General features: G+C 64.9%; 14 protein-coding genes. 8 read left to right on the forward strand and 6 right to left on the reverse strand.

Going from position 1 to position 13,335, the window contains the following annotated elements:
• Nucleotides 1-110: 110 nt before the first annotated feature.
• The gene (locus AB1781_05520) at nt 111-1,337 is read left to right on the forward strand and encodes a penicillin-binding protein activator (protein MEW5704030.1); all 1,227 of its coding nucleotides are present in this window, start codon (nt 111-113) and stop codon (nt 1,335-1,337) included.
• A 2-nt stretch (nt 1,338-1,339) separates the two neighbouring features.
• Here AB1781_05520 and hemW read toward each other — a convergent pair whose 3' ends face one another.
• From hemW to rph, 3 genes are read right to left on the reverse strand one after another with little or no spacing between them, the layout of a single operon-like run.
• Entirely contained in the window at nt 1,340-2,542 is a 1,203-nt protein-coding gene (hemW, locus tag AB1781_05525; protein MEW5704031.1) for a radical SAM family heme chaperone HemW, read from the reverse strand.
• Nucleotides 2,517-3,122, reverse strand: a complete 606-nt coding sequence (gene rdgB, locus AB1781_05530) for an RdgB/HAM1 family non-canonical purine NTP pyrophosphatase (GenBank protein MEW5704032.1) — start codon at nt 3,120-3,122, stop codon at nt 2,517-2,519. Before rdgB ends, hemW begins: the two co-directional genes overlap by 26 nt.
• Nucleotides 3,119-3,844, reverse strand: a complete 726-nt coding sequence (rph, locus tag AB1781_05535; GenBank protein MEW5704033.1) for a ribonuclease PH — start codon at nt 3,842-3,844, stop codon at nt 3,119-3,121. The genes rdgB and rph overlap by 4 nt, the downstream gene beginning before the upstream one ends.
• A gap of 158 nt (nt 3,845-4,002) precedes the next feature.
• Between rph and hrcA the strand changes: the two genes are divergently transcribed.
• From hrcA to dapB, 5 genes are all read left to right on the forward strand, one after another.
• Nucleotides 4,003-5,058 carry a heat-inducible transcriptional repressor HrcA gene (gene hrcA, locus AB1781_05540; protein ID MEW5704034.1) on the forward strand — a complete coding sequence of 352 codons (1,056 nt, stop codon included), beginning with the start codon at nt 4,003-4,005 and terminating at the stop codon, nt 5,056-5,058.
• Between the two features lie 24 nt (nt 5,059-5,082).
• On the forward strand, nt 5,083-5,709 hold the full coding sequence (gene grpE / locus AB1781_05545; protein MEW5704035.1) for a nucleotide exchange factor GrpE: 627 nt from the start codon (nt 5,083-5,085) through the stop codon (nt 5,707-5,709).
• 228 nt (nt 5,710-5,937) lie between these two features.
• Nucleotides 5,938-7,851: a molecular chaperone DnaK gene (gene dnaK, locus AB1781_05550; protein ID MEW5704036.1), complete on the forward strand. Its 1,914-nt coding sequence runs from the start codon at nt 5,938-5,940 to the stop codon at nt 7,849-7,851.
• A gap of 64 nt (nt 7,852-7,915) precedes the next feature.
• On the forward strand, nt 7,916-9,046 hold the full coding sequence (dnaJ, locus tag AB1781_05555) for a molecular chaperone DnaJ (protein ID MEW5704037.1): 1,131 nt from the start codon (nt 7,916-7,918) through the stop codon (nt 9,044-9,046).
• 80 nt (nt 9,047-9,126) lie between these two features.
• A complete protein-coding gene (gene dapB / locus AB1781_05560) occupies nt 9,127-9,891 on the forward strand; it encodes a 4-hydroxy-tetrahydrodipicolinate reductase (protein ID MEW5704038.1) in 765 nt (254 codons plus the stop codon).
• Here dapB and AB1781_05565 read toward each other — a convergent pair.
• The gene (locus tag AB1781_05565) at nt 9,883-10,404 is read right to left on the reverse strand and encodes a DUF2244 domain-containing protein (protein ID MEW5704039.1); all 522 of its coding nucleotides are present in this window, start codon (nt 10,402-10,404) and stop codon (nt 9,883-9,885) included. The genes dapB and AB1781_05565 overlap by 9 nt on opposite strands.
• Nucleotides 10,405-10,449: 45 nt before the next feature.
• On the opposite strand from AB1781_05565, the gene nth reads away from it, so the two are divergent.
• On the forward strand, nt 10,450-11,085 hold the full coding sequence (gene nth, locus AB1781_05570; GenBank protein ID MEW5704040.1) for an endonuclease III: 636 nt from the start codon (nt 10,450-10,452) through the stop codon (nt 11,083-11,085).
• Nucleotides 11,086-11,101: 16 nt separating this feature from the next.
• Here nth and AB1781_05575 read toward each other — a convergent pair whose 3' ends face one another.
• Together AB1781_05575 and AB1781_05580 are read right to left on the reverse strand one after the other, a co-directional pair.
• Nucleotides 11,102-11,506 carry a hypothetical protein gene (locus AB1781_05575; GenBank protein MEW5704041.1) on the reverse strand — a complete coding sequence of 135 codons (405 nt, stop codon included), beginning with the start codon at nt 11,504-11,506 and terminating at the stop codon, nt 11,102-11,104.
• On the reverse strand, nt 11,503-12,168 hold the full coding sequence (locus AB1781_05580) for an EI24 domain-containing protein (GenBank protein MEW5704042.1): 666 nt from the start codon (nt 12,166-12,168) through the stop codon (nt 11,503-11,505). The genes AB1781_05575 and AB1781_05580 overlap by 4 nt, the downstream gene beginning before the upstream one ends.
• Nucleotides 12,169-12,305: 137 nt before the next feature.
• On the opposite strand from AB1781_05580, the gene AB1781_05585 reads away from it, so the two are divergent.
• Nucleotides 12,306-13,313, forward strand: coding sequence for an adenosine kinase (locus AB1781_05585; protein ID MEW5704043.1), 1,008 nt, complete (start codon nt 12,306-12,308; stop codon nt 13,311-13,313).
• Nucleotides 13,314-13,335 lie beyond the last annotated feature (22 nt).

Raw genomic sequence — 13,335 nt, forward strand, 5'->3', positions numbered from 1 at the left:
GCACGCAAGAGGCACCGCCGCCGTCCAGCGCGCCGTCAACGCCGGTCAGGGAATCGCCGCTTTCCCTGCCCAGCGAATACGACCGGACGCGGAGCGAAGATCCCGCCCTGATGGAAACCACGACGGCGATCGCCTCCCTAAACCGGGTGGTGTCGCGCCAGGGAGTCGAAAGGGCCGTCGCCAAGATGCCCGGCGACGACGCGCGGACGCGTATCGCAATCTTGCTTCCGCTTTCAGGCGCGAACGGGACGCTCGGGAAGGCGATGCTCTACGCCGCGGAGATGGCGCTCTTCGATCTGGCGGGGCCGCAGCTCGCCCTGCTGCCGTTTGACACGAAAGGCACCCCCGCCGGCGCGGCGGCGGCGGCGAAGGCCGCCCTTGGAAGCAACGTTTCCTTGATCCTGGGTCCGCTTCTTTCCACCTCCGTCTCCACCATTGCCGAAGCCGCGCGCGCGCGGGCCGTCCGCGTCGTGGCGTTCTCGACCGACCGGAACGTTGCCGGCCGCGGCGTATACGTCATGGGATTTCTGCCGCGCACCCAGGTCGAACGCGTCGTCACCTTTGCCCATGAGCGGGGGGTAAGACGCTTCGCCGTGCTGGCGCCGCAAAACGTCTATGGCCAGACGGTCGTCGACGAACTGAAGCGGGCCGTCGCAAACGTCGGAGGCGTGGTGACGCGCGTCGCCTTCCACGACGCCACGTCCGCCCTGGACATGGAAAAACTTTCCGGAGTTGTGCGCGAGCTGGCGAATTACGACGCGCGAAAAAAGGCGCTCGACGAACGCCGCGCCGAGCTTGCGGCATTGGGTGACGCGACCTCGCTGGCCGAGCTTGAGACCCTGAAAGAGAAAGAAACGCTGGGCGACGTTGACTTCGACGCCGTCTTGCTGCCGCAAGGGGGCGATCACCTGAAAAGCATCGCGCCCTTGCTTTCCTATTACGATATCGATCCGAAGACGGTTCGTTTCCTCGGCACCGGCCTTTGGGACGACTCCTCGATCGGAACGGAGCCTTCGCTGGTTGGCGGCTGGTACGCCACTTCCTCGCCGCAGGAATGGGAACGTTTCGTCCGTCGTTACCGGGAGAAATTCCAGACGCCGCCGCCGCGGCTGGCAAGCCTTGCCTATGACGCGGCCGCCCTGGCCGCCGTGCTGGTCGGTGCCGGCGCCTCGCTCGACGATTTTTCGCTCACCGTGCGGGGGGGCTTCGCCGGCGTTGATGGCGTCTTCCGCTTTCATCCGGACGGCTTGGTCGAGCGCGGCCTTGCCGTGCTGGAAGTGCGCCGGAAGGGGCCCCGGGTCGTAAGCCCGGCCCCGACCAGTTTCACCGGCAGCTAGGCCTAGCCGGTGAGCAGCCGCCCGAGCACGGCGTTCAGCCGAAGCCTTCCCTTCGGTGTCGCCCGCAGGCCCTCTCCGTCGAGAACAAGAAAGCCGCCATCTTGCAAGGCGGTCAGCCGCTCGGCCGGAAAGGCGGCCGCGATGTCGCGCCCGGTCTGCCGCCGGAAACGTTCGTGGGCAAGCCCTTCCCGCAGGCGGAGCCCCATCATCGCAAGCTCGGCCAGGCGGCTTTCCGAATCGAGCGGTTCGACCGTCTCCCAGGCGGCGCCCCCGTCCTCGGCCGCCGCCAGCCAGCGTTCCGGCTGGCGAATGGCGGCGGTCGCAAGCCGTGCTTCCATCGCCTCGCGGCCGCCGATCCGGCCATGGGCGCCCGGGCCGATGCCGACATATTCGCCGGCCTTCCAATAGGTCAGGTTGTGGCGGCAGGCTTCGCCGCGCCGCGCGTGGTTGGAAATCTCGTAGGCGGGGAAGCCGGCTTCTTCCATCGCCGCTTGGGTGGTTTCGTAAAGGGCCGCCGCCGCGTCGTCCGCCAGGGGGGCGAGTTTGCCTTCGCGGTAGAGCTGGAAGAAATGGGTGCCGGGTTCGATCGTGAGCTGGTAAAGCGAAAGATGGCCGTCGGCAAGGGCCAGCGCCTCGGCAAGTTCTTCGCGCCACGCGGCAACCGTCTGGCCGGGCAGGCCATAAATAAGATCGAAGGAAACGCGCGGAAAGACGGCCTTCGCCGCCTCAAGTGCGGCAACCGCCTCGCCCACCCCGTGGGTGCGGCCCAAGAAACGCAACGCCTCCGCGCGCAACGCCTGTATGCCAAGCGATAGCCGGTTGACCCCGGCTTCCCGGTACTGCCGGAAGCGGGCCCCTTCCGCCGAGGTCGGGTTCGCCTCGAGCGTCACTTCGAGGCCGGGATCGGTTTCCCACAGCACCTTCGCTTCCCCGATCAGACGGGCAACGCTTGCCGGCGGCATCAGCGAAGGGGTGCCCCCGCCGAAGAAGATGCTGGTCAGCCGCCGCCCGGGCGTCTGGTTGGCGGCCTGACCCAGCGCGTGGGAAAGCGCGCGCTCCCAGCGCCCGAAGGCGATCCCTTCCCGCACGTGGCTGTTGAAGTCGCAATAGGGGCACTTCGAGAGGCAGAAGGGCCAGTGGACGTAAAGCGCGAAGCCTTCCGTTCCGGCCAGGGCGGGGTTACTTTTTTGCTGCGAAGCAGGCATGGATGAGCTTGCGGAAGGCGTTCGCCCGATGGCTGATGGCGTCCTTCGCTTCCGGCGCCATTTCGCCGAAGGTGGCGTCGTGGCCCTCGGCCACGAACATCGGGTCGTAGCCGAAACCCTGCTTGCCGCGGGGCGGCCAGACCAGCGTTCCTTCGACCGTGCCTTCGAAGACCTCGCACACCCCGTCCGGCCAACACAGAGCCAGCGCACAGGCAAAATGCGCCCGGCGGTCCGGGTGGCCCTCGATCATTTCTTGCACCCTCCGCATGGCGTCCTCGAAATTGCCGCCGGGGCCCGCCCAGCGCGCGGAACGGATGCCGGGCCGGCCGCCAAGGGCGGGGACGACGAGGCCGGAATCGTCGGCCAGCGCCGGCAGGCCGGTTGCTTGCGTCGCCGCTTTCGCCTTGATCTTGGCGTTTTCGGCGAAGGTGGCGCCGGTCTCAGGGGGAGCTTCAAGGCCAAGCGCGCTGGCCGCGAGCACCGTGACGCGGAAGGGTTCGAGCAGGGCGGCAAGCTCGCGCGCCTTGCCCGGGTTGTGGCTGGCCAGCACCAGCTTTTCCTCGCGGAAGGGGCGGCTCATCCCCCGTCCAGCCCAAGCGCCTGCCGCTGGCATTTCAGGAGTTCAGCGACCCCGCTCTCGGCGAGCGTGAAAAGCACGAGGAACTGCTCGCGCGAAAACGGCGCCGCTTCGGCCGTTCCCTGGATCTCGACGATGCGTCCCGAGGCGGTCAGCACGAAATTCGCGTCCGCTGCCGCGGCGCTGTCCTCCGTATAATCGAGATCGAGAATGGGCTCGCCTTCCCAGATGCCGCAGGAAATAGCGGCGACCTGTTCGACGATCGGGCTTTTCGGCACCGCCCCGCTCTTCACCAGACGGTCGCAGGCCTGGTAAAGGGCGACGAAGGCGCCGGTGATCGCCGCCGTCCGGGTGCCGCCATCGGCCTGCAGCACGTCGCAGTCGATCCGGATCTGCCGCTCGCCCAGCGCGCCGAGATTGATGACCGCGCGCAGGCTGCGGCCGATCAACCGCTGGATTTCCTGGGTCCGCCCGGATTGCCGTCCGCGCACGGCCTCGCGGTCCATCCGCGAGTGCGTGGCGCGCGGCAGCATGCCGTATTCGGCGGTGACCCAGCCGGTTCCCCGGTTGCGCAGGAAGGGCGGCACCTTTTCCTCTATGCTTGCCGCGCACAGCACGTGGGTGTCGCCGAAGCGGACGAGGCAGGAGCCTTCCGCGTGCTTGCTGACGTTCGTTTCCAGGTGAATGGGTCGAAGGGCATCGGCAGGCCGCCCGGAAGGTCGCATGGGGTGTGTCCTGTGGTTTCGAAGAAATCTTCGCTGATGGCCGCCAAGCTAGCCCGCCGGGCGTGGCTTCGTCCAGTCTTCCGCCCGTGGACGGCGTGCGTTGACGATGCTCTCCCGGCTAACTAGATTCAAAGCCGGAGGGCCAGCGATTTTCACCCATGGCAAATAGGAACAATCCGGCTTTCGTCGAGCTCAGCGAGCGCAGCCGGGAAATTTTCAGTCGTATCGTGGACGCCTACGTGGCGACCGGCTCGCCGGTGGGTTCGGCGGTGCTGGCACGCAAGCTCAACGTGCCGCTCTCCTCGGCCACCGTCCGCAACGTGATGGCCGATCTCGAGGCCGCCGGGCTTCTCTATTCGCCGCACACTTCGGCCGGGCGGCTGCCGACGGAGGCGGGGTTGCGGCTTTTCGTGAACGGGCTGCTCGAAATCGGGGGCCTGAATGAAGGCGAGCGGCGCGATATCGAACGCCGGTGCAAGCCGGAGGGCCACAGCATTCAGGAGCTTCTCGAACAGGTTTCGAACGCGCTTTCCGGCCTGTCCTGCTGCGCCAGCCTGGTCGTGGCGCCGAAAACGGAACGCGCGCTCAAGCATATCGAATTCGTTCGCATAGGGCCGCAGCGCGCGCTCGTCGTCATCGTGACCGAAGATGGGATCGTCGAGAACCGCTTGGTCGAGCTGCCGCCGGGTCTGCCTTCTTCGGCCCTTGTCGAGGCAACGAATTTCCTCACCGCGCGGCTCGTCGGTCGCACATTCGCCGAAGCCCAGGAGGAAATCTTGGAGGAGATTCGCGCCCACCGCGCCCAACTGGACGCGCTTGCCTCCCGTGTCGTCGCGGCGGGGCTGGCGACGTGGTCGGGCGGCGAGGGCGCGGGCTCGCTCATCGTCCGCGGGCAGGCGCGCCTGCTTGAGGACGTAACCGCGGTCGGGGAAATCGAACGCATCCGCGGCCTCTTCGAGGCGCTCGAACGGAAGGAGACGATGAGCCGCCTTCTCACGCTTTCGCAGGAGGCGCACGGCGTGCAGATTTTCATCGGGGCGGAAAACGAGCTTTTCGGTCTTTCCGGTTGCGCGATGATCGTCGCCCCTTTCCGCGACAGCCGCCAGCAGATCGTCGGCGCCCTCGGCGTCGTCGGGCCGACGCGAATCAATTACGCGCGCATCATTCCAATGGTAGATTATACGGCCCAGTTGGTCGGGCGCTTTATCGGATAACCCCAACGCAAGCGAATGGTGAAGATGAATAAACCGGACGAAAACGATAAGCCGGCGGAAGGCGAAGCGTCGCAAACGGAAACGACGAAAGCCGAAGCCGGCGAAGGAACGCCGGCGGCGGAGGCCGGGCCGGCGGAAACCGCCGGCCGCGACCTTGAGGCAGCGCTTGCCGAAACCAAGGATCAGTTGCTGCGGACGCTTGCCGATATGGAGAATTTGCGCGCGCGCAGCGCGCGCGAACAGGAACAAGCGCGCAAGTTCGCTATCGCGGATTTCGCGCGGGCGGTTCTCACCGTCGCCGACAACCTTCACCGGGCCGTCGGAAGCGCGCCGGATCCGGAAAGCGTTGCCGACGAACCCACGAAACGGTTGATTGAGGGTGTTGCGCTGACCGAACGCGAGCTTGCGGCCGTTCTCGAGCGCCATCACATCCAGAAGATCGATCCCGTGGGCGAGAAGTTCAGCCACGACCTTCACCAGGCGATGTTCGAGGTCGAGACGGCGGAGCATCCGCCGGGCACGGTCGTCGAGGTTCTGCAGATCGGCTACCGGCTGCACGACCGCCTGCTGCGCCCGGCGATGGTCAGCGTCGCCAAGGCCGGGGTCGGCGGGGAAGGCTGCGCGCCGCCCAGGGTGGACACGCAAGCCTGAGTGGAAAAGCCCGCCCGGTCCAACGTTCACCTTTCGTGCTTTGCCGTGCGGTATGTAAAAAAAGACCCGCCGGTGTTGCCGCGGTTTCAGCGAGGACCTATATATCCTCAGGCTAACCCTCAAGACGTTAAGGATTTTTCTATCCAGGCGCGTATTACGTAAGGTCGGATGGGGGGTTCCGAAGGTGCCGATTCGCGGCCTTCGGGGCTCGCCAAGGGAGAGGAGACCATGAGCAAAGTCATCGGTATTGATCTCGGTACAACGAATTCCTGCGTCGCCGTCATGGACGGCAAGAACGCCAAGGTGATCGAGAACGCGGAGGGCGGGCGAACGACCCCCTCGGTAGTCGCCTTCACGGAGGCAGGCGAACGCCTGGTCGGCCAAGCGGCCAAGCGCCAGGCCGTCACCAACCCGGGGAACACGCTGTTTGCGATCAAGCGCCTGATCGGGCGGACCTACGACGACCCCACGACCCAAAAAGACAAGGGCATGGTCCCTTACGAGATCGTCCGTGCCGACAACGGGGACGCCTGGGTCGAAGTGCGGGGCGAGAAGTACAGCCCAAGCCAGGTTTCCGCCTTCATCCTGCAAAAGATGAAGGAGACGGCGGAGGCCCATCTCGGCGAGAAGGTTGAGCAAGCCGTCATCACGGTTCCGGCCTATTTCAACGATTCCCAGCGCCAGGCAACGAAGGACGCCGGCAAAATCGCCGGCCTCGAAGTCTTGCGCATCATCAACGAGCCGACGGCGGCCGCTCTGGCTTATGGCCTGGAAAAGAAGCACGCGGGCACGATCGCCGTTTACGACCTCGGCGGCGGCACGTTCGATATTTCGATTCTCGAAATCGGCGACGGCGTCTTCGAGGTGAAGTCCACGAACGGAGATACCTTCCTCGGCGGCGAGGACTTCGACAAGTACATCATCGATTACTTGGCGGATGAGTTCAAAAAGGAAAACGGCATCGACATCCGCTCGGACCGTCTCGCGCTTCAACGCTTGAAGGAAGCCGCCGAGAAGGCCAAGATCGAACTTTCGAGCGCCATGCAGACGGAGGTGAACCTTCCCTTCATCACCGCCGACCAGACGGGGCCGAAACATCTAAACATCAAAATCACGCGCGCCAAGCTCGAGGGCGTTGTCGCGCATCTGATCCAGCGCACCGTTGATCCATGCAAGGCGGCGTTGCGGGACGCCGGTCTCAAGGCGTCCGATATCGACGAGGTCATTCTCGTTGGCGGCATGACACGGATGCCGAAGGTCGCCGAAACCGTAAAGCAGATTTTCGGGCGCGAGCCGCACAAGGGCGTCAACCCGGACGAAGTTGTGGCGGTAGGCGCCGCGATCCAGGCCGGCGTTTTGCAGGGCGACGTGAAGGACGTGCTGCTGCTCGACGTGACGCCGCTCTCGCTTGGCATCGAAACGCTGGGCGGCGTCTTTACGCGCCTCATCGACCGCAACACGACGATTCCCACCCGCAAGAGCCAGGTCTTCTCGACCGCCGAGGACAGCCAGACGGCGGTCACCATCCGCGTGTTCCAGGGCGAGCGCGAAATGGCGGCCGACAACAAGCTGTTGGGTCAGTTCGACCTGGTCGGCATCCCGCCCGCCCCGCGCGGGGTGCCGCAGATCGAAGTGCGCTTCGATATCGACGCGAACGGCATCGTGAACGTCTCCGCGAAGGACAAGGCGACCGGCAAGGAACAGGCGATCCACATCCAGGTTTCCGGGGGGTTGTCCGAGGAAGAAATCGAAAAAATGGTCGCCGACGCCGAGAGCCACGCCGAAGAGGACAAGCAGCGCCGCGCGCTTGTCGAGGCGCGGAATCAGGCGGAAGTCCTCGTCTATTCAACGGAAAAGAACCTGCAGGAGCACGGCGATAAAATACCGGAGGCTGACAAGGCGGCCATCTCGGGCGACCTTGAAGCGCTGCGCGGCGTCAAGGACGGCGAGAACACGTCGGCGATCCGTTCGGCGATCGAGAAGCTCGCGCAATCCGCCATGAAACTCGGCGAGGCGATGTACAAGGCCAGCCAGGAAGCCGAAAGCGAAGCCCCGCAAGACGCCGCGCCGGCCCCGGAAGGTTCCGTGGTGGACGCGGAGTTCGAAGAAGTCGATGACGAGCATAAAAAGAAAAAATCGTAACGCCTCGCTTCAAAGCGTTCGTCGCGAACGGCGATAGGCTTCTTTCGCTTCCAGGGTTCCTCCCATGGCCAAACGTGACTATTACGAAGTTCTGGGTGTTGGCAAAGACGCTACCGCGGAAGAAATCAAGAAGGCCTATCGCAAACTGGCGATGCAGCACCACCCGGATCGCAACCCGGACGACGCCGCCGCCGAACAGCACTTCAAAGAGGCCAACGAGGCCCATGACGTTCTGAAAGACGCCCAGAAGCGCGCCGCCTACGACCGCTTCGGTCATGGTGCCTTCGAGGGCGGCGGTGCCGGTTCGGGCCATCCCGGTGCCGGCGATTTCACCGGCTTCGCCGATATTTTCGACGAGATGTTCGGCGAGGCCGGCTTCGCCCGGCAGACGGGCCGAAACGCCGGCCGCGGCGCCGACCTCCGCTACAATTTGACGATCGCCCTCGAAGACGCCTTCCGCGGCAAGCAGGCCGAGATCCGCGTGCCGACGCTTGTCGTTTGCGTAACCTGCAAGGGAGGCGGGGCGGCCGCCGGTTCGGGCCCGGTCACCTGCACGACGTGCCATGGTGTCGGCAAGGTCCGCGCCCAGCAGGGTTTCTTCACGATCGAGCGCACCTGCCCGGCCTGCCGGGGCGCCGGCCGCGTCATCGAGAAGCCGTGCGCGGCGTGCAACGGCCTCGGCCGCGTTCAAAAGGAAAAGACGCTCTCCGTTACGATTCCGACCGGCGTCGAGGATGGCACGCGCATCCGTCTCACCGGCGAGGGCGAGGCCGGTGTGCGAGGCGGGCCGAACGGGGATCTTTACCTATTTATCTCGGTCCGACCGCACCGCTTCTTCCGCCGGGAAGGGCCCCATCTCTTTTGCCAGGTGCCGATTCCGATGACGACGGCGGCGCTGGGCGGCACCGTCGAAGCGCCGACCATCGACGGCACGTGTGCGCGCGTCTCGATCACAGCTGGCACCCAGACCGGCCGCCAGTTCCGCCTGCGGGGGAAGGGCATGCCCGGCCTCCGGGGAACGGCAAGGGGCGACATGTATATCGACGCCGTGGTGGAAACCCCGGTCCACCTTACGAAGCGCCAGCAGGAATTGCTGCGCGAGTTCGAAAAAGCCGGCAACCCAAAGCGGATGAATCCCGCCTCCGAGGGCTTTCTCGACAAGGTGAAGGAATTCTGGGACGACCTTCGCGAATAGGGCGCGCCCCGTTTCGGAAAATTTTCTCCGCCCCGATCGAGCCTTATGTTTAAATTCCCGCGCAGGAAGGAAACGACGGCATGGCCGTTATACGCATTGGCATTTTGGGCGCTTCCGGGCGCATGGGCCGCCTGTTGATCCGCGAGGTGGCGGCGGGAAAAGGGTTTGCGCTTTCCGGCGCCACGGAGGCGAAGGGTCACCGCGCGATCGGCCAGGATGCGGGCGTGCTCGCCGGTCTTTTTCGTCTCGGCGTCGCGGTTTCGGATGACGCGGCCGCCCTCATGGCGGCGTCCGACGTCGTGATCGATTTCACGCTGCCGGCGGTGACCGTTCGGCACGCCAAGCTCGCCGCCAAGGCGGGAACGGCCATGGTCATCGGGACAACCGGATTCGCACCGGCGGAGGTGAAGGCAATCGCCGCCGCGGCCAGGCGCGTGCCGATCGTTCAGGCGCCGAACATGAGCCTTGCCGTCAACCTTCTTTTTGCATTGACGAAGCGCGCCGCCGCTGTTCTGGACGCGACCTACGACATTTCGATTTCCGAGATCCACCACCGGGAAAAGCGGGACGCCCCTTCCGGCACGGCCCTGGCGCTTGGCGCCGCCGCGCAGGCGGGCCGCAAGAAAAAGGGAAAACCGGCGAAAATCCCGATGGTCTCGATCCGCGCCGGCGACACGGCCGGCGAACACACGGTTCTCTTCGCCGGCGAGGGCGAACGGCTTGAGCTTGCCCACAAGGCCACCTCGCGCCAGGTCTTCGCCCGCGGCGCCGTCTTCGCGGCGCGCTGGGTGAAGGGGAAGCCGCCCCGTCTTTACGACATGGCGGACGTGTTGGGTCTAGGCTAGGTCAAGGCCCGGCGCCGAGCGTTCATGCCGGGCGCGAAGGGCGTCGCGGATGGCTTGCGCGAGGTCCAGTTTCTCGGCCGCTGTCAGGAAGGCGCCGATCTCGACGGTTTCCCCATGGGTGGTAAGCGTAAGCTGGCTGCCCGGCCGCGGCGGGTTTTCCATCTCGACGCGCAGCCAGTAGGGCTCGAAACGATAGGACCAGACGATTCCCTTCGGATTAACCTTCCGCAGAAGAAGCTCCCTCTCGGTCAGCGTCAGCGTCTCGAAGGCGCGCCCCCCGCGGTAGTTCAGCCGGAAGAAGATATAGACGAGCAAAACGTCGAGTCCGAAGAACCCGAAGATCGGCCAGGCGCCGGCCAGCAGGAACAGCGTGCCGGCGACGAAGCTTACCCCGCCGATCGCCAGCATGAGGACCCAGAAACCGGTTTGGCTTAAGCTCCGGTAGGGGCGCATCTCGGCGTAGAAGAGGACAGGGGTCGGTTCAGCCGCGTTCTTTTCGGGGCGGGTTTCCATGCTTCCCGATATAATACCGTTCAGGATTTTCGGAAAGGCCGCATCATGAATCTGGCGAAAATCGAGCGGTTTTTCGCCACCCTCGCCAAGGCGAACCCCAACCCGAAGGGGGAGCTTCGCTACACCAGCCCCTATACGCTTCTGGTCGCGGTGGTCCTTTCCGCCCAGGCAACGGACGTCGGCGTGAACAAGGCAACGCGCACGCTCTTCGCCGTCGCCAACACGCCGGAGAAGATGCTGAAGCTTGGCGAAGAGAAGCTTCGCGCGCACGTCCGGACGATCGGCCTTTTCAACACGAAGGCGAAAAACATTCTCCGCCTGAGCGCGCTTCTTCTCGAACGCCACGGCGGCCGCGTGCCGAAGGACCGCGCGGCGCTGGAGGCGTTGCCCGGGGTTGGGCGCAAGACGGCAAACGTCGTTTTGAACATGGCCTTCGGCCAGCCGACGATCGCCGTCGATACGCACATCTTCCGTCTTTGCAACCGGACAGGCCTGGCGCCGGGGAAGACGCCGGGGGCCGTCGAGAAGGCGCTGCTGGCGCGCGTGCCCGAGAAATACCGGCGCCATGCCCATCACTGGCTTCTCCTGCACGGCCGTTACGTGTGCAAGGCGCGAAGGCCCGACTGTCCCCGCTGCATCCTTCGCGCGTTCTGTGAATACCGGGCGAAAACGCCCGGCTGATTCACCGGAGGCGGTTTTATTTCACCCGCTGGATCCCTGCGTAACAGGCGTCCGCCGGCAGGGTTTCGCCGGGCGGCGGACGCAACTCGAAATAATCTACGCGGTAGTCGCCACTTTCCGCATAGAGGAAAAGATCGAGGACGCACGCATCGGCCGCGTACTGCCAGACTTCGGCCGGGCCGTCGCGGCGGATAAGGTGCGGCGCGCCGAGCAGGCTTAAGACGCCGGTCTTATCGAGGCCGATCATCTGCGGCGGCTTCGGCATAGCCGCCGCCGGAAGCGATGCTTTCCCGCCCTCCCGCCTGGCCGCCTCTTCCCCTTGCGGCACGCGTTGGATCGCGGGTTTTGTTGGCGACGTGCAGCCGACCAGAAGCGCGGGCAGCAGCAACCACAGCAGAAAAAAGCGGCGCGGCGGCGTCATGCCCGGCTTTCCCGATGCCGCTCGAAAAGATGCAGCATCAGGGTGGTGCCGAGGACAGGGGCGATCAGGTTGATGCCGGGGATCGTGGAAAGGACCGCGATTGTCATGCCGGCCGCGAAAATACTCCACCCATGCGTTTTTCGAAACGCTTTTGCCGCTTTTGGCTCCAGGCGGCGCGCGGTGACGAGGTCCGCGTATTCGCGGCCGAGCAGGAAGCCGGTGACGGCAAAGAAAAGAAAGGGTCCGACGACGGGAAGAAAATAGACCGGCAACGCCAGCAGGTTGAGAAAGACGAGAAGACCCGTGAACATCGCCGTCGTCAGAAAAATTTCGGCGAAGCCCTGGCGACGGGCCGGCGGCAGGCGCGGGTAGTCCTTCGCCTCGATGGCCTCGCACGCGTCTTCCAGGAAAAAACCCAGCCCCAGCGTCACGAAGCCCGGGAAAAGCAGAAAGGTCAGCACAAAAATAGCGACGAACCCGCCGATATCGAAGAGTCCCTCAAGCCAGACGGTTTCGAAGAAAGTGGTTTTGGCGGCGACCAATCCGGCGATTGCCCAAAGGGCAACCATCGCCGCCATCGCCACCCAGGCTCCGCGCCAAAGCAGGCGGCGGAAGCCCGGGTCCGCGATCTGTCGGAACGTTCGGAAAAGGGCGGTTGGCATGGCGCTCCTCGGATCGTATCGGCGGGGCAGGCGCGTACGTTAACGGGCGTTCCCTCTTCGCCGCAAGCGCCGGCTTGTCGGTGGGCGGGCGGAGGGTTAAGTTGCCTCGCAGGTCAGGTCAACCGCGGAGAATACGCATGTCTGCGAAGCCGTTGGACGTCGTCGCTCTCGGCAACGCCATCGTCGATGTCATCACCCACGCCCGCGACGAGGCGGTGGCGGCGCTCGAGCTGACCAAAGGGGCGATGACGCTGATCGACGCGGCGCGGGCCGAGTTTCTCTATGAATCCATGGGGCCGGCTATCGAGATTTCGGGCGGCTCCGCCGCCAACACCGTCGTCGGGATCACCCAGTTGGGAGGGTCGGCCGGTTACATTGGCAAGATCCGCAACGATGAGCTCGGCGGCATTTTCAACCACGACATTACCGCCGCCGGGGTCGAGTTCCTGACGCTGCCGGCGACGGAAGGCCCGCCGACGGCGCGCTGCCTGATTTTCGTCACGCCGGACGCCCAGCGCACGATGGAGACCTATCTCGGCGCTTCCGTGGAGTTGGGTCCGGCCGATATCGAGGACGTCTTCATCGAGCGGGCGAAGATCGTCTATCTCGAAGGCTATCTCTGGGACGCGCCGCCGGCGAAGGAGGCCTTTGAGCGGGCTTCCGAGATCGCGCACAAGATGGGCAAGAAAGTGGCGCTTACCCTTTCGGATCCCTACTGCGTCGAGCGCCACCGGGAATCCTTTCAGGTGTTCGTCGAAAAACACGTCGACATTCTTTTCGCGAACGAGCAGGAAATCCTTTCCCTTTATCAATCGCCAGACTTCGACGCGGCGATGCAGAAAGTGCGTTCCCTTTGCGAGGTAACGGCACTTACCCGCAGCGAGAAAGGTTCCGTTGTCGTCACCGGCAAAGAGGTGCATGTGATCGACGCCGAGCCGGTGCCAAGGGTGGTAGATACGACAGGGGCTGGCGATCTTTACGCGGCGGGCTTCCTGTTCGGGTTTACGCGCGGCCACGATCTCGCGACCTGCGGCCGGATCGGCAGCGTCTGCGCGTCGGAGATCATCAGCCATTTCGGCGCCCGCCCGCAGGTTGCGCTCGACCGGCTGATCGCCGAACGGTTGGGGGAAAAGGTACTCGGCTGACCCGTGCTTGAGGGGAACGCCG

This window comes from Pseudomonadota bacterium (assembly GCA_040752895.1).
Taxonomy (GTDB): domain Bacteria; phylum Pseudomonadota; class Alphaproteobacteria.